Genomic DNA, 23,891 nt, shown 5'->3' with positions numbered 1-23,891 from the left:
TTAAAAACCGCAAAATACGTCGCGCATCATCGCCACCACATCCAAAGTGCGCTGATCGCCGACGCGGTAATAGACCCGGTTAGCGTCTTTACGCGTTCGCAGCACGCCTTTTTCGCGCATCAAAGCCAAGTGCTGAGAAATATTCGATTGCGTAGTACCCACACGCTCAACGATATCTTGCACGCTCACTTCCTGATCGGCCAATACGCATAAAATTTTCAAGCGCAGCGGATGCGACATTGCCTTCATCGCTCGTGAAGCCTGATCAATATGCTCATCGCCCATTAATGCAATAGAATCCATCATGTCTCTTATCTTTTTTATTAAATCTAACTTTATGTTTTCTGCTTTCCATCAGCAAAAAGACCAAACGCACACGGCATAATACCTGCATAGGTTAGAATACTACCTACTATTGAATTTGATTCCAACCGCACTCACCTATTAATTGCGCGCCAAGCAATTCCATTCTTCTATTTAAACCTCAAGGATCGAGATATGACGCAAAAAATCACGCCTGTACTACTACTTATTTTAGATGGCTTTGGTTACCGTACCGGCGGCAATGACAATGCGATATTACACGCTCGTAAACCGCATTTCGATCGTTTGTTTAGCCAATACCCATTTACCACCATCAACGCCTCAGAACAATTTGTGGGTTTACCTGCTGGCCAATTTGGTAATTCAGAAGTCGGCCATTTAAACATCGGCGCTGGCCGTATCGTACAGCAAGACATTAGCCGCATCGACTGCGATGTCGCCGAAAATACACTGAAAGATAATCCGGTATTCAAAGCCGCGATGGACTCAGCCAAAAACAATCACAAAGCGCTCCACATCATGGGCCTAATGTCCGATGGTGGCGTGCATTGCCATGAAGCCCACGTCTTTGCCTTAATCAAAGCTGCACACGAATACGGCGTACAAGATATTCGCGTTCACGCCTTTCTTGATGGCCGCGACACCCCTCCGCGTAGTGCCGAACGTTATATCGACCGCCTGCAAGCCATTTGCGATACCAATGGCGCAAAAATCGCCGGCATCGTCGGTCGTTACTGGGCGATGGATCGTGACAATCGCTGGGAGCGTGTTGAACCAGCGTACAAACTGATTGTGGATGGTGTTGGTCTTTACAGCGCACCAACGGCAATCGAAGGCCTGAAAGAAGCTTATTTGCGCGATGAAAACGATGAATTCGTTTCTGCCACCGTGATTGGCGAGCCAAGCCAAATGGCCGATGGCGATGCGGTAATCTTTATGAATTTCCGTGCTGATCGTGCGCGTCAATTAACCACCGCCCTCACCGCCAAAGACTTCCAAGGTTTTGAACACCCACAGCGTCAACCGCAGTTTGGCTATTTCTGCACCGCCACCGATTACGGTTCGGCTTATGACCTCCCTGTGGCATACACCAAACCGAAAGTACAAAACGGCTTTGGCGAATATGTGGCGAGTTTGGGCTTAAAACAATTACGTATTGCCGAAACCGAAAAATACCCGCATGTAACTTACTTCCTCTCTGGCGGCGAAGAAAGTGAATACGCCGGAGAAGATCGTATTTTGGTGCCATCGCCTAAAGTGGCCACTTACGACTTAAAACCAGAAATGTCTGCGCATGAAGTGACCGAAAAATTGATTGGCGCGATCAACAGCCAACAATATGCCGCCATTATCTGTAATTACGCCAATGGCGATATGGTTGGCCATAGCGGTATTTTTGATGCGGCAGTCAAGGCCGTTGAAACCCTCGATCATTGCGTTGGCCAAGTTGTAGATGCCATGCTCGCCGCTGGCGGTGAAGTCATTATCACGGCCGATCATGGTAATTGTGAAATGATGTATGACCGCGATTCAAATCAACCGCATACCCAACACACCACTGATGTGGTGCCATTTTGCTATATCGGTCGTAAAGCGCGTTTAAGTGCGGGTGGTGCGTTAAAAGATATCGCGCCTTCGCTATTGGCCATGATGGGCGTGTCGCAACCAAGCGAAATGACAGGCCATTCTTTGATTCAGTTTTTGTAAAAAGTCGCAAAAGCGGCGTAATTCAGCCTGAATCACGCCGCAATTTCAGCTAAAGGTTTAGTCGTTGCAATGAATCGAGTACAGTAGCGGTTCTGATCATTCTTTACTCGAGTCGATGTTGTGTTGCGACGACTATTCTTTATCCTAACGACCAGCATGGTCGGCCTTGCTGTAGCTGCGCCCAAAGCGCCCAATACCAGCAATACCCAAGAACAACAAGCCGAACTGCAAGAATTGCGCGGCCAAATCAAATCGCTGCAAAAAGACCTTTCAGCCAACGAATCCAACCGCAATGAAGCCGCTGATGCGCTTAAAAATGCGGAAAGCTCGATTTCCGAAGCCAATCGCGTCCTTAGAGAATTAGATAATCAACGCCAACTCACCGCCGATGAGCTAGCCAAACTCAATTTAGACATTAGCAATACACGCAATCACATTCGCGAGAGCCAAAAACGCCTCGGTGATTTACTCAGTAGCCGCTACAAAACCGGCAATGTGGATGCTTGGCGCTTGCTACTCAACCAAAAAGACCCTAGCCAAGCCACGCGTGACTTAAGCTACTACCGCTATATTGCCAAATCCCAACAAGAACTCGCCAAACAGCTCGAAGTTCAACTCAGTGAGCTCAATCTGCTGGCCAATGAAATTCAAGAAAAAAACCAATCCTTGCAAGAAATCGCCAGTGACAAGCAACGCCAGCGTCAAGCTTTGGTTTCACAGCAACAAGAGAAAAAACAGCTATACAGCCAACTCTCAGAGACCATCAGCAGCCAACGCAATCAAATTCAAAAATTAGCCGCCGATGAAAAGCGCATCACTCAATTGATTGAACGCTTAAACGCCATTATCAAACAACAAGAAATCGCTAGAGCCAAAGCGGCAGCCAAACAAGCCGCAGCGCGCAAAGCGGCACAGATCGCAGCGAAAAAGGCTGCAGAAAAAGCCAAAGCCGAGCGCGCGGCACAGCAAACCAAATTGGCGCAAGCGGCCAAAGCCGCCGGCAAACCGGTACCAACACCGCCGCCCGAACCTAAGAGCAAGCCTGAAAGTGACAATGAAGTTAATAATACCGTGCCAGACGCTAGCCAAGCGGGGCTTGCATTTGCGACACTCAAAGGCAAGATGCGTTTACCGGCCAAAGGCGAAATCATTGGCCGATTTGGCGCGCAACGCGGTGAGGGTGGCAGCTGGAAAGGTTTATTTATTCGCACCAGCACCGGTGAATCGGTGCATGCCGTCGCCACAGGGCGCATTGTTTTTGCTGATTGGTTGCGTGGTTTTGGTAATTTGATGATCATTGATCATGGTGGTGGCTACATGAGCCTCTATGGTGCTAATGAAAGTTTGCTGAAACGTGTTGGCGATTCGGTGAAAGCTGGCGACCTTATTGCCAACGCAGGCAATAGCGGCGGAATGGCAGATTCCGGCGTATACTTTGAAATACGCCAAAACAGCCGCCCGCTTGACCCTGCGGCTTGGGTAAAATAATTATTTAGAGGCCTTAATGAGCCTTAACGATTCAAAACAGGAATAATCGGATGTCGCACAAGCCTTACAGTCGCTGGAAAAAAGTCAGCCTTCTCGCTGCAGGCGCTGGCCTCGGCGTAGCTCTTAGCCTTTCATTCAATGCATCGGCAGATAAAGATTCCGTAAGCAATCCATTACCGATTGATGAGCTTCGTGCCTTCTCAACCGTTTTTGGTGTTATTAAGCAAAGTTATGTTGAGCCCGTTGAAGACAAAAAGCTCATTAATGAAGCCATAAAAGGCATGGTGGCCGGGTTAGATCCACACTCAAGCTATCTGGATGAAGCCGCTTTTAAAGAGCTCAAAGTCAATACCCAAGGCGAATTTGGCGGTTTAGGTATTGAAGTCAATATGGAAGACGGCTTAGTGCGCGTAGTTTCGCCAATCGAAGATACGCCCGCCTATCGTGCAGGCGTAAAACCGGGTGACTTTATCGCCAAAATTGGTGACACCCAAGTGCAAGGTTTAACCCTTAATGAAGCCGTGGCCAAAATGCGCGGTAAAGTGGGCGAACCGGTCACCCTCACCTTGCTCCGAAAAGGCGAAAGCAAACCGATCGTCGTGACGCTAAAACGCGCGATTATTAAAGTGCAATCGGTTAAATACAAACTCGCAGAACCAGGCTATGGCTATATCCGCGTAACACAATTCCAAGAACATACTAGCGAAAACCTCGGCCAAGCCATTGAAGCGCTTTACAAAGAAAACAAAGCGCCACTCAAAGGCATTGTGTTGGATTTACGCAATGATCCAGGTGGCTTACTCGATGGCGCAGTCGGCGTTTCAGCCGCGTTTTTACCTAAAGACGCTTTAGTTGTTTACACCGAAGGTCGTGTTGCTGATTCTAAAATTCGCTTAACTGCGAATCCGCAGTTTTATCAGCGCGATAGCAAAAAAGACTTTTTCAAAGACCTACCTGCTGACATCAAAAATGTACCGCTGGTGGTGCTGGTCAATGGTGGCTCAGCCTCGGCCTCAGAGATTGTTGCCGGTGCCTTGCAAGACCATAAACGCGCTTTAGTGGTTGGCACGCAAACGTTTGGTAAAGGCTCGGTACAAACGATTTTGCCGATTGATGCCAAGAGTGCGCTCAAGCTCACTACTGCACGGTATTTCACGCCAAACGGCAGATCAATTCAGGCCAAGGGCATTACCCCTGATATTATCGTTGAAGACGCAACACTCAACGGTAAAGAAGACTTTGGCTTACGCTTGCGTGAATCTGATTTGGGCAAGCATTTAGATAATCCAAGTGATAAAGACGCCGGCAAAACTGAAGCTACGCCAGCGGTCGTTAAAACCGAAATCAAAAAACCAGCCAAAATTAATGCCAGTGGCGTTGATCCGGATGAAAATCCGCGTGAACTAGTTTCTAAATCGGACTTCCAATTGCAGCAGGCGCTCAATGTGCTCAAAGTGCAGCAATTAATGCTCAATAAAGACAAGCCCAGCGTGAAAAAATAATTCGCGCCTAGCAAAAAGCCACTCGATTGAGTGGCTTTTTTTTCGTCAATAAGGTCAATTACACAAGGAATCTAGCATTCAGATAAAGTAATGCCCCGTTGTTCAGTACGGGGCATTGGGGCCTTACTCTCGTATAAGTCAACGTGTTCAAAGCGTTAACTTGAAATCATCATACCGAGCAAAAACCATCGCTTCTCTGCATTTTTGCCATAATTAGAGTGTACTAATTTACAGAATAAACGCATATAAAAGCGAGTGCGCTATTTATTTTTACGAAAAACATAAACGCTGAATGTAAAAATGCCCCGCTGTTCAGTACGGGGCATTCGGTGGTTATATCTTTTGGTAGCGTGTTCAAGGCGCATCCCATATATGGATATTACGCCACCCAAAAACAAAATTCGTTGTATTTTTACCACCAAAATAAAAAGTTCTTTACTTTGAAAAAATAGACTTTTTCTTCATATAGAGCGACATTAGACTCATTAACTTTTAACCTCGAAACGACACCTTACACTACCCCACACGACTTCATTGGCAAAGGTTTTTATGCTGCGGTTTTTTCTTGTTGTAATCGGTTTCATTTTGGGCTGGCAATTCTTTGAATGGCCTTTAGCACTGGTCCTCGCGGCCATCGCTTATGCGATTGGCTATGTCATCGAGCGCCCCAATGCAGCAGTCCCTAATTGGCAGCAACAATTACAACAACTACAAGATCGCATCCAAAAACTCGAATTCGAAGTGCAACAATTGCGGGCTCAGACTGAGCAAACCACGGTCGCCGAGATCACTGCAATCCCAACCCCAACCCCAACACCAACACCACCTCCGGCCAAAACGATCGCAACGGTCTCTGGCGACAATACCCGCGAGAGCACTCAATCGATGGCCCTACCCGGCTGGTTCTCCAAAATAACGTTACAACTGCAAGCCTGGCTTTTCGGTGGCAATACCGTTGTTCGGCTGGGGATTGTCATCTTATTTTTTGGCGTTGGTTTTTTGCTCAAATACGCCAGCGATAATCATTTACTGCCCATCGAATATCGGCTGTGTGGCTTAGTGCTCGGCGCCAGCGCCTTACTGGGTATTGGCTGGCGTTTACGCTTTAAAAACACCGCCTACGCCTTAATCTTACAAGGCGGCGCAATAGGCATTCTGTATATGACGACGTTTGCCGCGCTCAAGCTGTATCAACTCTTGCCCGAGTTACTCACCCTTACTTTACTGGTGATTATCGGCATCGTTTCGGCTTACTTAGCACTCAAACAAAATGCGCGCTCATTGGCAGTAATGGGCATTTGTGGAGGCTTTTTAGCGCCGATTTTGGTTGCTAATGGCAGCGGCAATCATGTCATGCTGTTTAGTTATTACGCGATTTTAAACGCCAGTATTTTTGCGATGGCATGGTTTAAAGCCTGGCGCTCGCTCAATTTAATCGGATTTTTCTTTACCTTTGCCATTGCGACGCTTTGGGGCACGCTGACTTATCGCAGTGCGTTTTTCAACAGCACTGAGCCGTTTTTGATCTTATTTTTCTTATTTTATGTCGCCATCACCGTCTTATATGCGCGGCACCAACCCAGCCCAAATCCATCGTCAACCGATGCTACTTTGCTATTTGGCACGCCCATCGTCTGCTTTGCCCTGCAAGGGTGTTTGCTGCAAAACACGAGTTACGGCTTGGCCTATTCGGCGGTGGCGCTGGCTTTATTTTATTGGGTTCTGGCATATGCCTTACGCCGCCATAGCGGACTTAAACGCATTGGCGAATCATTTACTGCTCTTGGAGTTATTTTTGCCAGCCTCGCAGTGCCGCTCGCTTTTGATGCACATCTAAGCAGCGCCATTTGGGCAATCGAAGGCGCTGGCGTGGTTTGGATCAGTGTTTTGCAACAGCGCCGCCTGCCACTGGCGTTTGGTTTATTACTCCAAATGCTCGCGAGTATTGGCTTTTTAATTGATGGGCATTATTTTGGCGCAACGCCCATCTTGAATGCCGGATTTATCGGCGGCAACATCATTGCCATCAGCAGCTTATTCAGTGCCTGGTGCTTACAACGCAACGTTCAGTCGCACTGGCCACAGGCGCAAAACAAATTACGCATTGTCGGCTGGCTGTTTGTGCTGGGTGGTTGGCTATGGTGGCTGGGCACGTATGCCGCAGAGATTGATCGCTTTGTGAGCTGGCAGCAGCAAAATCAAGTCATGCTGCTGTTTGCGCTAATGACCAGTCTGATTTTTAACTGGATTTATTGGCGCGGCTATTGGCACACCGCACGCTGGCCAGCTCAAGTCTTACCGATTGGGCTAGTCCTGATCGCCTTAGATCAAATGGGCTATTTCTTAAGTCATCTGGTTTGGCCTGTCGCTTTGCTAGTCAATTATTGGCTGCTGCATCGCTACGACAAAGATCGCTCAATGCCACGCTTTACCGCCAGCCTACACTTAATCAGTCTCTGGCTAATCATGGGTATATTCGTACATGACTTTAATTTAATAGTTAACAGCCATATACCCAATGGAACGTGGTCTATTTCAGCGTGGGCATTACTCGCGACTCTCGCTCTACTGCTATTGATTAAATTAGGCCTCCGCTGGCCGATTCATGATTTTAAATTGATCTATTGGCTGATTGGTGCGCTGCCCATCACTGGTTTTTTATGGCTATGGGGTTTTGATAGCGCACTGGCCAGTGGCGATACCCAAACCGGCTTTTATCTACCGCTATTGAATCCGATCGATTTAATGCAGTGCGTGGCATTGGCCAGTTTGGCTTTATGGTTACGACAGTTAAAAGCCACTTGGCCTGATTATCCATGGCCAAATCGCGCCATCTTCGCAGCAGCAGGAATGTCTATTTTTGTCTGGCTGAACGCGGTTTTATTGAGAACACTGCATCACAGCCAACACATTGCGTATCAATTTGATGCGCTGATGCATTCAATGCAAGTGCAAATGAGCTTAACCATTTTCTGGACCGTACTCGCCTTAAGCTTGATGCTGCTGGCAACGCGGCAATTAAGACGTGATGTATGGCTAGTCGGCGCCAGCTTATTGACGGTCGTCGTCGTTAAGCTTTTTGTTTTTGACCTGTCGCAAATCAGCGGCATTGAGCGCATCGTTGCTTTTATCGCAGTCGGGATATTGCTGCTGTTTATGGGTTATTTTTCACCACTACCGCCGCGACAAGAGCGTAGCAGCGGGCAAAAAAGCCCCTAAATCGGCCAGTCAACGCAGCTCAAAATAAGGCGACGCGAACGAGCCGAACTGATGCCGCTCAATATCGAGCGTCGTCTTGTCACTTATACTTGCGCGGATGAAACCGACTTTAATTCTTTACGCCAGCCGCGATGGCCAAGCCAAACACATTGCGCAAACGCTGCAGCAACATTTAGCGCAACAAGCCGTGCATAGCGAACTCGCCGACTTAAAATCACCGCCCAATATGAGCAAAAGCTGGCAAGCGATCATCGTCGTCGCCTCCGTTCGCTACGGTCGGCATCACGCCGAAGTGCAACAATTTTTTGAGCACCACACACTGCTTGCGCCATTGGCGGTGATGTCGGTCAGCTTAAATGCCCGCAAAGGGGATGGCACACCGAATGGCTATTTAAAAAAACTACTCGCGCAGCACCACCTGCAGCCGTTTACCGCAATGTCAGTCGCTGGACGTTTGGATTACCCGCGTTATGGCTGGCTAGATCGGCAGATGATGCGCCTGATCATGAAAATGACAGACGGCCCGAGCGATGGAAAATGCTGCGTTGAATACACCAATTGGCAGCACGTTGCCGACTTTGCCGACACCGTGCGTCGTTATGTCCAACAAGAAGCGGCGAGCGCCAAACCGCTGTAGCCGTTTGGCGCTTAAGATTAACGCGGTGGCGAAGTTCGAATTTGCTTGAGCTCGCCATCGACTTGTTGCCAGCGCGCATGATGCTCACGAATTAACTGCACCGCGTCTTCGATCGAATCCACCACAATCGGAATTTGCATATCCACGGGACTGGCCAAACCGGCGTTATTGTCGACCATATGTCGCTGCGCCCAATCGACCAGCTCATGCCACATTTCGCCGACCAAAATAATCGGCGTATCGTAGAGTTTTCGCACCTGAATCAACTGCCAAACCATCGACAATTCAAGCAAAGTGCCAATCCCGCCGGGCGTCACAATAAACGCATTCGAGCGCATAATAAAATGATGTAAGCGCGAAAAAAACGTTTTATGTTCAAAAACACGCCCCACAAAATCATTCACATTCTGCTCAAAATCCAAATCAATCCGAATCCCCACCGACGCCTCTGGCTTATTGGGCGCACCTTGACTCGCGCCTTCATTGGCCGCTTGCATTAAGCCTGGACCACCGCCGGTTACAATATGGCAGCCCATGGCAGCCAGTTGCGAAGCCAACTGCTTCACCGCTTCATACGCTGGCGTATTGTCTTCAATTCGGGCCGAACCAAAAATGGTCACATGATAATCTGGCGTATGCGCGGGCCGCAGACGCGATAAATCATCCACCGCATCCCAAAGCTTTAAAACCGCTGAACCCACAATATCCAGCGCCTCTTCATCGTCAATCGTGCCGATGGGTTTGTTATATTCATTAATCATGATGAGTCACTTCCGTTACGCGCCGTCAGGCTGCAGACGCTTTATCTTAGTTTGAAAGTCGCTCACTGCAGGCGCTAAAACCAAACCGCCGGCAATCCCTTACTCACACCTGTACAAGGTCATTAGAAATACGATATCGACACGCGCTTGTGCCAATACGCCGGCCGCAAGAACAAATCCATCGCCATGATTCAAATGGCTTGCCGTCGAATAAGCCCATAGAATCTACCACTCGGTGTCAATAAAAACAAAAGCAAAATACAAAAAAGTAAATCTTGCCGTAAGTAGATCCAAGTCCTAGCCTTAAAAAAACACATTGTTGAGAACGCAGTCGATGATTTTTTTTGAGCTAGTTTGGGATACACAGCAAAATTGGACTGGACTCTTTGCCCATCACGCACAACATGCTGCCGATGCGCTCAGCGAGGCCTGCCACACCTATGAATTACATAGCTTGCCGTGCATGCTACTCGAAGAAACTGCCATACCAACCCCGTCTCCATTGATCGCATTAATCCGTGATGAACACGGTATTGCACTGCCACAAGGCGGGCATCTGTATTTTAACGTGCAACATACCGCAGACTTAAATCAGCTCAAAGCCAATGATGCCGTTTGCGGGCCTTGGTTTACCGAAGCATCAAGCCATAGCAGCACCAGCAATCCAAGCCGACCCGTGCTACTTGAAGTGCTGAGCTTGATCGTCAGCGATGCTGAAATTTCCCAACTTGAAACCGCACTGGCTAAAGCCCCACAACTGATGCTGAACTTACTGCGTTTAGTCAACTCAGTGGGTATGGGGAGCGCAACGCCCGCACGCAGTATCCGCCAGGCCATTACCCTACTGGGGCGTCGCCAACTGCAACGCTGGCTACAACTACTGATCTATGCCGAGCAATACGGTGAAAACAGCAAGCCCGCTCTTTTGATAGCCGCAGCGCTGCGTGGCAAACGCATGGCGCAATGGGCCGAGCACGGCTGGCTTGGCAATACACCCGCCGACGAAGCTTTTTTATGCGGCATGCTGTCGCTGCTGGATCGACTGTTTGGTGAGCCTTTACAGCAATTACTCGCGCCATTGCCACTGGATGAAAATTTACGCGCAGCATTGATCGATGGCGATGGTGTTTTAGGCGCGGCCTTGGCGCAACTTGGCGCACTCGAAGCCGGCGATGCGCAGCACGCCCTACTCAGCCCCTTGCTCGCCAAGCAGCAAGCGTGGGTCAATAGTGAAATTCAAGCCATTGCTTGGGTGCATCGCTTAGTCCGTGAGTCGCTGTAAGGTGTCCACGCTCAATGAACTGGGCCCCAGCAGCTTGATTGTTAATGATCTGGCTGCCTCCTTAATTACTCTGGATTTACAAGGCTATATTACCGGCTGGAATAAAGGCGCTGAACAGCTATTTGGCTATACCGCCGACGATGTGCTGGGCCGGCATATTTTGATGCTGTATGCCGATGAAAGCGGCGACGACAGTGAGCTACTGCATGCCGTGATGATGAGTGGCCACGCGCAAATGGAAGTTTTACGCCGCAAAAAAAATGGCGCGGTATTCTGGGCCAATATTCACCTGACGCTCATTCGTAATGACGAGCAAAAACCCATTCGCATGATTGGTTACCTAACCGACATCACCGAACAATTGGCCGTCGAAGAAAAAAACCAGCTGTATAGCCACATTCTCGAGCAAGCGCCTGATGCGATTGTGATTACCAATTTGCGCTTTAGCTGTGTGGGTTGTAATGCGGCGTATCACCACATTACTGAGCGAAAATTAGAGCAAACGCTGGGGCAACTGCCCAGTTTTATGCTGGCGCAGCAAAGAGAATCGTCAATTTTGCAGCAGATGTACGATTTACTGGGACGTATTGGTCACTGGGAAGGTGAGCTTTGGGATGAGCGCGGCTCAGGCGAGCGCTATCCGATTCATTTGGCCATCAGCGGCGTTAAAAATAAACGAGGCGATCTGACGCATTATTTTGCGATTTTTTCCGACCTGACAGAAAAAAAACACGCCGAAGCTCAATTGCATCGCCTCGCCTATTTTGACCCGCTGACCAACCTCCCCAATCGCACCATGCTCTTTACTTTGCTTGAGCAAGCGCTCAGCGAGGCGCGCCGCAATCATCATCATGGCGCTTTATTGTGCTTTAACATTGCCCGCTTTAAAGCGCTCAACGACTCTTTTGGCCATACCGCCGCCGACCAAGTCTTAATCGAAGTTGGCCAAAGAATACGCGCTAGCTTACGCGATGAAGACGTGGTTTCGCGCTTTGCGGCTGATGAGTTTTATATTGGCTTATTTGATATTCGCCACCGTGATGATGCGGCGATGGTGGCGCAAAGAATTTTGCTTAAAATTAGCCAGCCTTTTGTCCTCTCTGACGAAGAAATACTCCTCAAATCGTATATCGGCATCAGTATTTATCCGGACGATGGTCGCGACGCCGAAAAGCTCATCAATCAAGCCGCCGTGGCCCTGCATCGCGGTAAACAAGCGCAGCAAGATTTATTGTTTTATTCGCCCGAAATGAATCAACGCTCAATGGCGCGTTTAAAGCTCTCTAGCGAATTGCATCATGCCTTAGAGCGCAATGAATTAAAGCTATTTTACCAGGCACAATACGACACGCAAAATACCCATATTGTGGGCGCTGAAGCTTTAATTCGCTGGCAGCATCCGATTCGTGGTTTTATTTCTCCCGCAGAATTTATTCCTTTTGCCGAAGAAACCGGGCTCATTGTACCGATTGGCGAATGGGTGTTATCCGAAGCCATTGGGCAATTAGCGCAATGGGATCAAGCTGGAATCGAGCTCAATCGTTTATCGATCAATTTATCAGCGCAACAATTTAAAGCCAATTTAACCGAGCTCTTACTGAGTAAACTAAAACAACACCAAATTCAAGCCCAGCGTATTGAACTAGAACTCACCGAATCCATGCTGATGAAAAATGACGAGGCGACACTCAGTCTCTTGCTGAATCTAAAAGCCGCAGGGTTTTCTTTGGCGCTTGACGACTTTGGCACGGGCTATTCCAATTTATCGTATTTACAACGCTTTACGCTCGACTACCTTAAAATCGACCAAAGCTTTATTCGTGGTCTGCCCGATAATCCCGGCAGCGCTGGGATTGTAAACGCCATTTGCGGCATTGCCAGCAGTTTGAATTTACGCCTGATTGCCGAAGGCGTAGAAACCGCGGATCAATTAATCTTTTTACAAAAAACAGCGTGCGATCAAATTCAAGGTTATTTATTAAGCCGCCCAATTCCCGCCGATGAATTTGCCGTTTTATTTAAATGCAATTTTGAACACTATCAGTCCAAACCCACAATATAAATTGCCAATGCTTGGCTGAACTCGCACTAGCTAATCTAAAATTTAACTTGTTTTTATCGATCCCCTCCATAAGAATAAGTCGCAAGCAAGATCATGCGTTGCGCTCTTCACCTTCACTTTCATAGGAAAATATCATGGGTTTACTCGATTCTTTAGCTGGTCAATTTCTCGGTGGCAGCAATAGCGAAGGTGCAATGGGCATGCTCAGCACCTTACTTGAGCAACAAGGCGGCGTTGCTGGCGTGGTGGAAAAATTTCAAAATGGCGGTTTAGGTGAAATCGCACAATCATGGGTGGCCAGCGGGCAAAACCTACCGATCTCCAGCGAGCAAATTGAAGCAGTACTCGGCAATGAAACCGTCGCCGGCATCGCTGGTAAATTAGGCATTGATCCAGCCACTGCCGCAGGACAAATCTCGACACTCTTGCCACAATTAATCGATGGCTTAACGCCAAACGGCCAAATCGAAGCCGGCAGCCCTGATGTGATGGGTGCGGCGATGAATTTAATCAAAGGTAAATTGTTCGGTTAATTGCAGCTGATGTTCAGATTGGGTGTTGATGCTGTGCCGCAAGCACTTAAAACCATCAACACCCGAATCAAAAGAGCAAAAAATACGTGGGTATATAACTCCAAGTCATACTCTACAATACTAGCTACCCAATACCCCCTGCTCGCTTTTGTCGAAACGCCCACCAATGGCTACCGCTAAAATTCCATACCAAACCAATCCCCGTGGCCAATAATTGCGCTGGCCAATAGCCCCAAAGCCAATGCCCCACTAAGAGCACCATCAAGCCAGTATTGATACACCAGCCGATGCCGGTAATGGTGTAAAACTTACTGATGGCTTCTCGATGCGACTGACCATGCTGTTTAAACGTGAAGAAGAAATTTAATAAATAATTCGCCACCGAGCCCAGCGCATAGCCAATGCCTGATGCCACGGCCGCTTTGAGCGCCAATAACTCAACGCCCAGCCAGAGCACCAAATATTGAATCGCCGTGCCGCAAACGCCCACAGCGGCAAAGATGAAGAATTTTTTGACCGTGCGGTGCATCGATGAGCCCAATCCGTATTGGTGCAATATGGCGATGGCAAAGCGCCAAAGCCATAGACCGTACTTCGAGTACGACAAGGCAAGATCACGATGCAAAACCACTTTTGCGGCAGCTAAGCTCAGTGGACGCGGCTAAATCCAACGTCAACAGAGCCCAATTCAACATTATTCTTTCGGTGGAAAACCAATTCGATCTTGCACCACGTATAAAGGACGGCGTTTTATTTCGTTATAAATCCGGCCGATATACTCACCCAAAATACCGATACATAGCAATTGCACCCCGCCAATAAACAGAATCGCCACCATAATCTCGGCCCAACCGGCCACCCAATCGGTGGTGGTTAAACGCACAATCAGCGTATTGATAATCCCGATCAAAGCCAAAAATGACGCGACTAAACCAATCGTGATCGACAGCTGCAAAGGTTTGGTCGAAAAAGACAAAATCCCGTCGGTGGCAAAACGCACCATTTTGCGCAGCGGATATTTACTTTCACCAGCAAAACGCTCGGCGCGGCGATAAGGCAATGCCACCTGCTTAAACCCCACCCAGCTCACCATTCCGCGCACAAAGCGATCGCGCTCCGGCATGGCTTTGAGCACCTCGACCACCTGTCTATCCATTAGACGAAAGTCGCCAGTATCCAGCGGAATCGGCACATCAGAGAGTTGATTGAGCACCCGATAAAATGCTCTGGCGGTAATTAGCTTAAACGCCGATTCGCCAGGGCGATCAACCCGCGTGCCATAGACCACATGATAGCCGTTACGCCATAACGCAATCATTTCCGTAATGACTTCGGGTGGATCTTGTAAGTCGGCATCGATTAACACCACCGCGTCACCGCTGGCGGCATCAATGCCCGCGGTGACCGCGGTTTGATGACCAAAATTACGCGCAAAACCAATCACGCGCATCTCTGGGTTTTCGGCCTGTGCCGCGAGTAATAAAGCGCGAGTCCGATCTTTACTGCCGTCATCGACAAAAATAAACTCGCAATCCATATCCACCACCATGGCGCGAAACTCGGCCAAACGCCGCAGTGTTTCGGCAATGACCTCTTCTTCGTTGTAACACGGAATGACCACTGATAAACGTTGTTGCATGTCCCCTCCTGCGCTCAAATGGCGCTCAGCATAGGGTCTGTTGACGTTGCCAACCGTATTGATATGGCGAAAAACCAAATATCGACAGACTCTAAGGCTATTTTTAATTTTTATATTGTCAGACCAACGATTCACGACCTTACAGCATCACCGAGACCTTGGAAAGCCCAGTTCGCCTCAAGCAGAGTTGTGGTTTTGTTTTTTGCGAGTCCGCCGCGCAGAGTGATGCAATTACACGACAAAGCCAAGCCAGCAAACACTTTAGCGTTCACTGATATAGGGTGATTGATATTGCATTGCAGTATCGCAGCCAAACCATAGCGGGCTTCATTTTGTAAGAAAAGCGCGGTTTCTCAATCATGATGGCCAGCGATCCGCGCCAAATGATTCTGAATGCCGTGCTAGGCGTAAGGATTTAGAGTCGCTATAGTGCTCACTTTGCTTGAAACTGAGTCAGCCTGACATGCCTCGATCTGCTGCACCTATGCTCACCCGCCAATGGGCGATGATTATTCTGCTGGGATTATTACTCCCAATCCTCAGCAGCCTTGCGCATGCCGAAACTGCGGCCAATTTATTGCACAATGCCGACGCCGAAACGAGCAGCCCATCGGGCAACGCTGCGGGCTGGAATTTTGACCACTGGACGCAAGGCGAGCCCGCCAGTCAGGCCAGCCGCGACAGCACGGTCAGCCATAGCGGCAGCGCATCGCTCAAAATCAGCCTGCCGCAAGGCGATGATGGCAAGCTAATCCAAGCCGTGCCGGTTGAACCCAATACCTGGTATCGGTTATCGGCTTGGGTAAAAACCGCCGGCATTCCCAATGCAGTCAAAACTGGCGCTAACCTCAGCATCATTGACGCAATGGAGTTTGTTGGCGACATCAAAGGCGATCAAGACTGGCAACAGATCGTCGCTTGGGGCAAAACTGGCCCTGAGCAAAAAGAAATCAAAGTCGCCGCTCGGCTAGGCTTTTACGGCAGTTTAGCCACCGGCACCGTCTGGTTTGACGATATCAGCCTAAGCCAAAGCGAGCCGCCAGCGGGCGCAAAAATCATCAGCTTTACGCCGCCACCGCCAGCCCCTGCGGCCACTACCAGCCCCTCTGCGGCGCTGGTCAATAGCGTGGTCATCGGTGCGAGCTTGGCCTTTTTACTCTTAGCATGGCTCGCCATCCAAAACCGTAGCGCACTCAATCAACGCTTTGCTGCGTTGGCCGATGGCACGCGTTCTTGGCAGCAAACTGCGCCAGTACTGGCTTTAATCGCCCTGGTGATTTTGGCGAAAGCATGGGGCGCGGGGTCATACCTTGGCTACACCCAAGACGTTGGCACATTTAGCGCATGGGCGCTGGATATGTATAGCCGTGGCTTTGCTGGCTTTTATCAACCGGGTTATTTTGCCGATTATCCACCCGGCTATATCACCGTACTGTGGCTGGTTGGCGCGATCTCCAACACCTTTGGCATTCATTACGGCACGCCGGGATTTTTGGTGTTACTCAAAATGCCGGCCATGCTGGCCGATATCGCCGGAGTGGTGTTTTTACTCTACGTGGCGCGCGAGCCACATCGCGCATGGGCGCTGATCGCGGCGCTGTTATGGTTACTCAATCCTTTAGCCATCGTTACCTCCGCATTTTGGGGACAGGTCGACAGCATTTTTACGCTGATTTTAGCCGCGTCATTGTTAATGCTCGAGCGTCGCCGCATCGTCTTGGCTGCCAGTTTATACGCCGTTGCCGTGCTGTTTAAGCCGCAGGCTTTATTGGTCGGGCCGATTGCCTTGATCGCGCTATTGTCGCTGCGTGATCGGACTTTACAGCTCAAAGCGCTCGCTGCCGCCGTCGGCACTTTTATTTTGCTGTCACTGCCGTTTACCATTTCACGCGAACCCTTATGGATTTTCAGTCTGTATGGCGGCACGCTCGCCAGCTACAACTACCTCACGCTGAATGCATTTAATCTTTACGCGCTACTAGGCCAAAATTGGCTACCGAATGAAACGCTGTTTCTGGGTTTGCAAGTGAGTACTTGGGCTTGGGGGCTGACATTAAGCGCCTTGGCTGCCGTCTGCTGGGGCGTCATTGCCAGCCCGCAACGCGGCCCAGCCACTGGCCGATTCTTGTACGGCGCTTTTGCCATTTTTGTGCTGTTTTTTGTGCTTGGCCCCAAAATGCACGAGCGCTATTTATTCCCCGCAGCCTTTATGGGTTTAACGGCATTTTTGGTCATCGGTGATAAGCGCGTATTGTGGTTGGCCATTACCGCCAGCATAACAACCTTTGCCAATACGCTGGTGACGCTCGATATGATGTCGCGGCTACAAAGCTCGCAAGTCCCCAATAGCAATGGTTTTATGCTGCTCTGCAGTTTGCTGAATGTGATTTTACTGATCCAAACCTTGCGCATTGGCTACGATATTTTTTGGCGTGGCCAAATCAAAACATATACCGATACCGATCAAACTGAAGCCATCGATCCAGCCGCTCAGACACAACAGCAAACGCCGCGCGCTGATCTGGTCGAGCCATTACCTTTAGCGCCAGTGAGTCGTTCCGCGTGGTTGGCCTTGGCGGGAATTTGCCTGCTGTACAGCATTGCCGCCTTTACCTATTTGGGCAATTTTGCTTCTCCGCAAAAATTCTGGCAGCCCAATATTGGTACGGAATCGGTAGTATATGACTTGGGCCAAATCAAATCGGTCGCTAGCGTGCAATACCACCATGGTTTAGGTACGGGTGAATATGCACTCGCTTGGTCGACTGATGGGCAAAACTGGGTGAATCGCGCAGGGATTATTGTTGATAATCGCTTTGCCGAATTTCGCTGGCGCACCCTGCCGGTTAATCTGCCTGCGCGCTATTTGAAGGTCAATCTCAGCACCGGCGCCTTGCAAATGAACGAGCTGGCGCTGCGCGACCATCAAGGGCAATTACTGGCGCTACAGCAAATTAGCGGGCCAAGCCAAGCCAATGCCTTGATTGACGAACCAGACAAAACTGTCACGCTATCGACTGCGCTCAATGGCATGTATTTTGACGAGGTGTATCACGCGCACAGCGCTTGGGAAATCCTGCAAGGCATTGATGCCACCGAAAACACCCACCCGCCTTTGGGCAAAATCATCATCGCCATCGGCGTGGCGATTTTTGGCATGAATCCTTTTGGCTTTCGCTTTATGGGCGTGACCTTTGGGATTTTGATGCTGCCAGTGTTTTTTGGTCTATCGCGGCGGCTATTACGCTCCGAGCCATTTGCACTCTTGGCCACCGCGCTGCTGGCGGTCGATTTTATGCATTTCACGCAAACGCGAATTGCCACCATTGACACCTATGGCGTGTTTTTCATCCTCGCCAGCGCCTATTGGATGTTGCGCTTTATGCAAAATGAGCCAGCCAAAAACCACTGGCAAACCGACATCAAATCGCTATTACTCTGTGGCACGATGTTTGGCCTAGGCGCGGCCAGCAAGTGGATTGTGCTGTATCACGGCGTTGGCCTCGCGGCACTTTATAGCTGGCACCTATGGCGACAAGCCCAAGTCGCGCGCCAATTGCCACCGGCGCTACCCGATCAGCGCGGCTATGCACAATGGCTGATCCAAACGCTATTGGTTTCGGTACTGGGCTTTATTGTGATTCCGCTACTGATTTATACCGCTGCGTATATTCCGCTCATGCAAGCCACTGGCCAAGGCATTGGCGGCATGCTCGCCAACCAAAGCAGCATGTTGCAATACCATAGCCAGCTAAAAGCCACCCACCCCTTTAGCTCGTTCTGGTATGAATGGCCGACGATGGTCAAACCGATGTGGTATTACGGCGGCAGCGAATGGACTGGCCCGGCCAAAGTCTCCACCATTAGTGCTTTTGGCAACCCAATCACTTGGTATTTGGGCACCTTGGCGTTTTTAGTGCTGCTCGGCTGGCGCTTGCTACTGAGCAATGCCAAAACCAGCGCCGCACTCTGGACGCTCAGCGCGCAGCAAAAAATGGCGATGGGCTTTATCCTGATTGCCGGCTTGGCGCAGTTTTTACCTTGGGCGGTCATCCCGCGCAAACTGGTGTTTATCTATCACTTTTTTGCCTCGGTACCGTTCATTATTTTGGCGCTGGTGTGGTTGCTGCAAGCCGTGCAGCTCAACAATGCCAACCGCACTTGGGCCAAATATCTGCCGTGGAGTGTCTTTGGCGTCGCCCTGATCTTGTTTATCGCCTACTTCCCCGCCATCAGCGGCCTACCCGTCCCCCGAGGCTGGCTCGAATTCATCAGCTATGGACCGATTGCTTTGTATTTTTAAATGCTCAGCCCAATAAAAAACGACCTGCGGGTCGTTTTTTATTGGGCGTTGATCTTCACAAAAAAAAAAGATTGAAATTGCTAATTTTATTAAAACTTAAGGGCGTTGTCTTAATTAAGATCACATGTAAATTTCAATTATTTATTAGCCTTAAAAATAGCCGAATATATAAGAGTCAGACCAAAGGCACCTAAAATTACCCCCGCTGTTTTATCAACATAAAATGCAGAGCGATTAAATATGCTACGTATATCTTTATGCGATAGAACAAGAATAATAAATGCATCCCACAAGAAAACGATCAATGCCATCCAAACACCAAGTGCGATTTTAAACCCTAATCCAACATCACCATTCAAAACCAAAGTAAATAAACTAAGATAAAAAAGAGGATTTTTCGGGTTTAAAATTCCAGACAAAAAACCAGTAACAAATTCTTTTGCTATAGTTGATTCATTACTTTCTTTAACATCCACAGCATTAGCTAAAAAAGAATAATCACTTTTCTTGGCTTTGAGTGCCATAACCGCTAGATATATTAAAAACACTCCTCCAGCAAGCTTAATCGCCATCATAATTACAATTGAACTAGCCAAAATGGCCCCCACACCAATCAGGCATAAAGCGATATAAACTGCATTTGCTGACGCAATACCGATGGCGACCCCAATTGCAACTTGTTTTTTATTTTTAACTGCACTTTTAACCACCAGCAAAAAATCAGGCCCGGGACTAAGTAAAGCAATGAAATGGGCTAATGCAACAGTGGCAAATATGGCGAATAAATTAATTTCCATTTCAAATCCATTTAAAAAATTAATTATGAATCATGCGAATACTTGTCATTACATCAATATGGCTTGCGAAAAAAAATACGAACCGAAAGATGCATGAAAGGATTCAAACATTAAAGCACCATAGGAAAATTATCAACAACATCCGAAAACTACTTGCCATCATTACCATTGTTGCCACAAAAAATATTTTAAATTTCACGCAATCAAAAGCGATACGATTCCTCGACGCTAACTCCCCCCAATCACGTATCATTGCGCCATGTCCGAATTAAAAGATCAAAATACGATGCAATGTCGTGCTTACTGTGGGGCCTGTTGTATTGCCCCATCGATATCCAGCCCAACCCCCAAACACCCTCAGGGCAAAGCTGCAGGAGAAGCCTGCTTACATTTGCTGGCTGATTTTCGCTGTGAATTATTTGGGCTCGAATCGCGCCCAGCCGTCTGCGCTGGGCTGCAACCGTCATTAGAAATGTGCGGTGAGAACACCCCGCAAGCGATGTTTTATTTAACGCAGCTTGAAATCGCCACTGCACCGCAACGCCACTGTCGCCAATAAAAAAAGCCACTGCAATCAATCTGGCAGTGGCTTTTTTATTTTTACGGATTAATGGCTCGCCGCAGTCACCGTTTGATCGAGCACAGTTAAATCGGGCAAGGTTTTGCAGGCGTCGGCAGCCACAATCCATTTTTCCGGCACAAACCAGCTTTTGGCAGCCGCATCGACGTTGGCACGGGTCAAAATCTGCTCGGGTTTTGGATTCACCCAGCTCAAGTCATGGTTATAAACCCAGTGAAACATTTGCGAATACGCATACCAGTAGGGATATTTAGGTCCGTTATCAAGGCCTTTTTGCATGAATTCATGCATCGCTTTGAGCTCGGTATCGGTCACTGAGTTTTGACTGAGTTTTCGCAATTCCTGCGCGGCCAGCACTAAAGCCTGACCGCACTTTTCACGCGTTACGCTGTACTCCAAACCCAGTGTTGGGCCAAAGTATTGCGACATTTCACCCCAGGCATTTACGGTATAAGAATCACCGGCCTGCTCGCGCAATGTGGTCAACAAGCGCTGTTTAATCACATCGTTTAAGCCTTCTTGCAAGAAGGCATTCTGGGTATTGGCCGCTACGCCTTCTAGCGCAACGCTCCAGACAGTATACTTATCATCATGAAACGTAAATGTCTTCAGCGACTCTTTCAAGCGTTCACTGAGCACGGTGTTCGACAACGATTGGACTTTGGGTTCAATTTTGCTCGGTAACAAGGTCACTGCCGTTGGCTTGGCTGGCGGAATGCTGGCGATATAGCGCTCAACCAAGTCTTTGGCCTGCGCCAAATCGGCAACGCCGGTCAACACCATCCGCAATTGCGCTGGATTGCCGAACAGCTGCGCGCGTAATTGATCAAGTTTTTCGGTGCTAATCGCAAAATCACTCACACTACCCCAAGCACGATACGGCCATGCGGCACCAAATAGATTTTGGTTAAACCCCGGGCCATTGGGCCAATAGCTTTGATACGCTTGCGTGGTCGCCTTTTCTCTAGCGGTGTTATCGCTGCGCGGCTGAGCAAGGCTGAGATAAATCAGCTGCATCAAGGGCTCAAAAGAGCGCGTTGCTGCGCCACCACCAAAACCATGCTGGGCGGTTTCAAATATCGGTTGCAATTGCAATTCTTCATTACGAATCGCTTGTATCAATTGCGCGGTATTTAAATCCCCCACCCCTGCTTGCATCATATAGTTCGGCAAAATTTGAGAGACAAAGCGCCATTCTTTAGGCAAAGCCAAAGCACCACCAGCAAATCGACCATTCACGCCGATGCGCTCATCCGCCTGGCGCTGCGTTCGCACCAACACTTGCGCGCCATTACTCAGCGTCCACACGGTCACGCCACGCTCGGTCTGGGTCTGAACAATTTGCCCACGCGCTGGCTGCTCGCTCATCAGCGGCTTATCGGCTTGCGCCACTTGCGCTGGCAATGTTTCAGCATCGACAGCGGCGATCATGGCGGCTAGTTTTTCATCGTGCCAAGTATCGCCGTCGGTTCTGCTGCTCGAGTCTTTAGGGCGCAAGATCATTGCGATTTGATCGGGCGTCGTGACGACGCTTTGCCATGCGGCATTCACCGCCTGCGGTGTTATCGTTGCAGGGTCAAAAATAGCTTTTTGCTCAGCGACATACAAAGCAGGAATTCCAAATTTGGCCGAGCGTATCAGCGAATTAGCCCACGTCTCATTCGACACTGACATATTTTTGAGCACCAAAGCAAAGCTGGCAATGGCATCGGCCACCTCTGCATCGCTAAAGCCTGTTTCACGCGCACGGCGTACCTCACGATACAGCTGAGTTAATCCGTCACCGAGTTTTTCATTTTTTACGATGGTATATAAAGAAAAATAGCGTTCACGCCCCGCAACCCCGCTTTCATCAAACCATTGTGCCGAAGAAAAATGCTGCTCGTCCTTCGATGCTAATTTTTGCAACCGTTGTTGCATCGCTTGCATCGCAATATATTGCAAGTGCAATTGCGCTGCATCAGTCGCTGGCTGCTGTATAAAATTCCAAGTGATGCCAAATTCAGTATGTGGCCATGGTGGTGGACTAGCGCGGTAGCTGCGTACTTTGGGCGTGAGTGGCAAGGCCGGATATTGGCTGGCTTGATCGCCCATCGGCGCTTTAGCAAACAGCGTTTTAATCGTTTGCTCAATATTTTTTGGCACGTCACCGGCAACGACCAAAGTCATTTTTTGTGGCTGATACAGCTTGCGATACAAGGCTTCGATGCGTTCAGGCGGCAAATCGCGCACATCCTGTTCAAACCCGCCCGGCAGCCGATCCAAATGCGGGGAATGCGGAATGAGTACCGAATAAAAATTCCCCCAGCCTTGCTGATTGTCTTTGCGTAAATTAATTTCATCGAGCACCACGCCGCGCTCGGTGTTTAATTCTTCAGCATCAAACACAATGTCGCCATTGGCCCAATCGGCCATTAATTGCAGGCCACGATCTAAAGTCTCGGGCTTCACTTTAAAAAAGTAATTGGTACTTTCAATATTGGTATAGGCATTGCTGTCATTACCCCAGCGCATGCCGTTGCTATTAAACAAACCTTTAACTTCATCTTTACCAAAGTTTTTAGTTTGCCTAAACGCCATATGCTCAATCAAATGCGCGACACCGCGCTCGTCGTTGGCTTCGCCGAGCGAGCCGCTATTGACCAGTAAACGCAGCTCAACTTCGCTGGCTTGCCCAGCTTGTGGCGCAATCGGTTTGATTAAATAACGCAGACCATTGGGCAATTGCCCTTGAATCACACTGGGGTGCAGATGCGGAATTGGCGGTAGTTTTTCGACGGCACTAGCCAACGATGCCACGCTAAACAGGGCTAAAAATAGTAGGTTTGTTTTTTTCATGACAGCCTCAAGAAATTATGCCATCGAACTATACCCCTGTTAGTCTTTTCTTTCAGTTGAACTTATGTCAGCTTTGAGTTGAAGATCGCCCAGCGCCGGCGTGAACAATCCAGCAATCATCAGCCAAGCCACGCCTTAGGCGATTTAAGCGGCCATTGAGAGGCTTGAAAAAAAACAAGGTACAATCGAGCGCTTTACTCGGGCGGTGGTGCTAAGCAA

Annotated in this window: 16 protein-coding genes; 10 read left to right on the top strand and 6 right to left on the bottom strand. The window is 49.0% G+C overall.

Going from position 1 to position 23,891, the window contains the following annotated elements; genetic code table 11:
• Entirely contained in the window at nucleotides 1-306 is a 306-nt protein-coding gene (locus LG219_RS04065; RefSeq protein WP_226763265.1) for an ArsR/SmtB family transcription factor, read from the bottom strand.
• Between the two features lie 192 nt (nucleotides 307-498).
• Between LG219_RS04065 and gpmI the strand changes: the two genes are divergently transcribed.
• The 5 genes from gpmI to hemG all read left to right on the top strand — a co-directional run bounded on the left by gpmI (nucleotide 499) and on the right by hemG (nucleotide 8,877).
• Nucleotides 499-2,031 (top strand): 2,3-bisphosphoglycerate-independent phosphoglycerate mutase, encoded by a 1,533-nt coding sequence (gene gpmI, locus LG219_RS04060; RefSeq protein ID WP_226763264.1) that lies wholly within the window; start codon nucleotides 499-501, stop codon nucleotides 2,029-2,031.
• A 120-nt stretch (nucleotides 2,032-2,151) separates the two neighbouring features.
• Nucleotides 2,152-3,519, top strand: coding sequence for a murein hydrolase activator EnvC family protein (locus LG219_RS04055; RefSeq protein WP_226763263.1), 1,368 nt, complete (start codon nucleotides 2,152-2,154; stop codon nucleotides 3,517-3,519).
• A 50-nt stretch (nucleotides 3,520-3,569) separates the two neighbouring features.
• The gene (locus LG219_RS04050; RefSeq protein ID WP_226763262.1) at nucleotides 3,570-5,021 is read left to right on the top strand and encodes a S41 family peptidase; all 1,452 of its coding nucleotides are present in this window, start codon (nucleotides 3,570-3,572) and stop codon (nucleotides 5,019-5,021) included.
• A 549-nt stretch (nucleotides 5,022-5,570) separates the two neighbouring features.
• On the top strand, nucleotides 5,571-8,240 hold the full coding sequence (locus tag LG219_RS04045) for a DUF2339 domain-containing protein (RefSeq protein WP_226763261.1): 2,670 nt from the start codon (nucleotides 5,571-5,573) through the stop codon (nucleotides 8,238-8,240).
• 76 nt (nucleotides 8,241-8,316) lie between these two features.
• Complete coding sequence (hemG, locus tag LG219_RS04040; protein WP_226763260.1) at nucleotides 8,317-8,877, top strand: menaquinone-dependent protoporphyrinogen IX dehydrogenase; 561 nt, start codon at nucleotides 8,317-8,319, stop codon at nucleotides 8,875-8,877.
• A 17-nt stretch (nucleotides 8,878-8,894) separates the two neighbouring features.
• On the opposite strand, the gene LG219_RS04035 is transcribed toward hemG, so the two are convergent.
• A complete protein-coding gene (locus LG219_RS04035) occupies nucleotides 8,895-9,638 on the bottom strand; it encodes an LOG family protein (RefSeq protein ID WP_226763259.1) in 744 nt (247 codons plus the stop codon).
• Nucleotides 9,639-9,972: 334 nt separating this feature from the next.
• Here LG219_RS04035 and LG219_RS04030 point away from each other — a divergent pair, with 334 nt between their 5' ends.
• The 3 genes from LG219_RS04030 (at nucleotide 9,973) to LG219_RS04020 (ending at nucleotide 13,515) form a co-directional block, all read left to right on the top strand.
• A complete protein-coding gene (locus LG219_RS04030) occupies nucleotides 9,973-10,920 on the top strand; it encodes an HDOD domain-containing protein (protein ID WP_226763258.1) in 948 nt (315 codons plus the stop codon).
• Nucleotides 10,907-12,982, top strand: a complete 2,076-nt coding sequence (locus LG219_RS04025) for a putative bifunctional diguanylate cyclase/phosphodiesterase (protein ID WP_226763257.1) — start codon at nucleotides 10,907-10,909, stop codon at nucleotides 12,980-12,982. The genes LG219_RS04030 and LG219_RS04025 overlap by 14 nt, the downstream gene beginning before the upstream one ends.
• Nucleotides 12,983-13,116: 134 nt before the next feature.
• Nucleotides 13,117-13,515, top strand: a complete 399-nt coding sequence (locus tag LG219_RS04020; protein WP_226763256.1) for a YidB family protein — start codon at nucleotides 13,117-13,119, stop codon at nucleotides 13,513-13,515.
• A gap of 124 nt (nucleotides 13,516-13,639) precedes the next feature.
• Here the strand turns inward: LG219_RS04020 and LG219_RS04015 are convergent, their stop codons facing one another.
• On the bottom strand, nucleotides 13,640-14,044 hold the full coding sequence (locus LG219_RS04015; RefSeq protein ID WP_226763255.1) for a GtrA family protein: 405 nt from the start codon (nucleotides 14,042-14,044) through the stop codon (nucleotides 13,640-13,642).
• Nucleotides 14,045-14,209: 165 nt separating this feature from the next.
• Nucleotides 14,210-15,154, bottom strand: a complete 945-nt coding sequence (locus tag LG219_RS04010) for a glycosyltransferase family 2 protein (RefSeq protein WP_226763254.1) — start codon at nucleotides 15,152-15,154, stop codon at nucleotides 14,210-14,212.
• A gap of 463 nt (nucleotides 15,155-15,617) precedes the next feature.
• On the opposite strand from LG219_RS04010, the gene LG219_RS04005 reads away from it, so the two are divergent.
• A complete protein-coding gene (locus tag LG219_RS04005) occupies nucleotides 15,618-19,457 on the top strand; it encodes a phospholipid carrier-dependent glycosyltransferase (protein WP_226763253.1) in 3,840 nt (1,279 codons plus the stop codon).
• A gap of 137 nt (nucleotides 19,458-19,594) precedes the next feature.
• Here LG219_RS04005 and LG219_RS04000 read toward each other — a convergent pair whose 3' ends face one another.
• On the bottom strand, nucleotides 19,595-20,254 hold the full coding sequence (locus LG219_RS04000) for a LysE family translocator (protein ID WP_226763252.1): 660 nt from the start codon (nucleotides 20,252-20,254) through the stop codon (nucleotides 19,595-19,597).
• A gap of 259 nt (nucleotides 20,255-20,513) precedes the next feature.
• Here LG219_RS04000 and LG219_RS03995 point away from each other — a divergent pair, with 259 nt between their 5' ends.
• A complete protein-coding gene (locus LG219_RS03995) occupies nucleotides 20,514-20,813 on the top strand; it encodes a YkgJ family cysteine cluster protein (protein WP_226763251.1) in 300 nt (99 codons plus the stop codon).
• Nucleotides 20,814-20,861: 48 nt separating this feature from the next.
• Here the strand turns inward: LG219_RS03995 and LG219_RS03990 are convergent, their stop codons facing one another.
• Complete coding sequence (locus tag LG219_RS03990; RefSeq protein WP_226763250.1) at nucleotides 20,862-23,672, bottom strand: M16 family metallopeptidase; 2,811 nt, start codon at nucleotides 23,670-23,672, stop codon at nucleotides 20,862-20,864.
• Between the last annotated feature and the right edge of the window lie 219 nt (nucleotides 23,673-23,891).

The sequence above is a fragment of the Deefgea salmonis genome (genome assembly GCF_020531905.1).
In the GTDB taxonomy this organism is placed as follows: Bacteria; Pseudomonadota; Gammaproteobacteria; order Burkholderiales; family Chitinibacteraceae; genus Deefgea; species Deefgea salmonis.
The sequence above is the reverse complement of the archived record's forward strand: the minus strand, read 5'-3'. Positions and strand labels throughout refer to the sequence as shown.

Bases quoted from the DNA above. Each gene is read 5' to 3' on its own strand.
- LG219_RS04065 (WP_226763265.1), bottom strand. From the start codon at position 306: ATGATGGATTCTATTGCATTAATGGGCGATGAGCATATTGATCAGGCT.
- gpmI (WP_226763264.1), top strand. From the start codon at position 499: ATGACGCAAAAAATCACGCCTGTACTACTACTTATTTTAGATGGCTTT.
- LG219_RS04050 (WP_226763262.1), top strand. From the start codon at position 3,570: ATGTCGCACAAGCCTTACAGTCGCTGGAAAAAAGTCAGCCTTCTCGCT.
- LG219_RS04045 (WP_226763261.1), top strand. From the start codon at position 5,571: ATGCTGCGGTTTTTTCTTGTTGTAATCGGTTTCATTTTGGGCTGGCAA.
- LG219_RS04035 (WP_226763259.1), bottom strand. From the start codon at position 9,638: ATGATTAATGAATATAACAAACCCATCGGCACGATTGACGATGAAGAG.
- LG219_RS04030 (WP_226763258.1), top strand. From the start codon at position 9,973: ATGATTTTTTTTGAGCTAGTTTGGGATACACAGCAAAATTGGACTGGA.
- LG219_RS04020 (WP_226763256.1), top strand. From the start codon at position 13,117: ATGGGTTTACTCGATTCTTTAGCTGGTCAATTTCTCGGTGGCAGCAAT.
- LG219_RS04015 (WP_226763255.1), bottom strand. From the start codon at position 14,044: ATGCACCGCACGGTCAAAAAATTCTTCATCTTTGCCGCTGTGGGCGTT.
- LG219_RS04010 (WP_226763254.1), bottom strand. From the start codon at position 15,154: ATGCAACAACGTTTATCAGTGGTCATTCCGTGTTACAACGAAGAAGAG.
- LG219_RS04005 (WP_226763253.1), top strand. From the start codon at position 15,618: ATGCCTCGATCTGCTGCACCTATGCTCACCCGCCAATGGGCGATGATT.
- LG219_RS04000 (WP_226763252.1), bottom strand. From the start codon at position 20,254: ATGGAAATTAATTTATTCGCCATATTTGCCACTGTTGCATTAGCCCAT.
- LG219_RS03995 (WP_226763251.1), top strand. From the start codon at position 20,514: ATGTCCGAATTAAAAGATCAAAATACGATGCAATGTCGTGCTTACTGT.
- LG219_RS03990 (WP_226763250.1), bottom strand. From the start codon at position 23,672: ATGAAAAAAACAAACCTACTATTTTTAGCCCTGTTTAGCGTGGCATCG.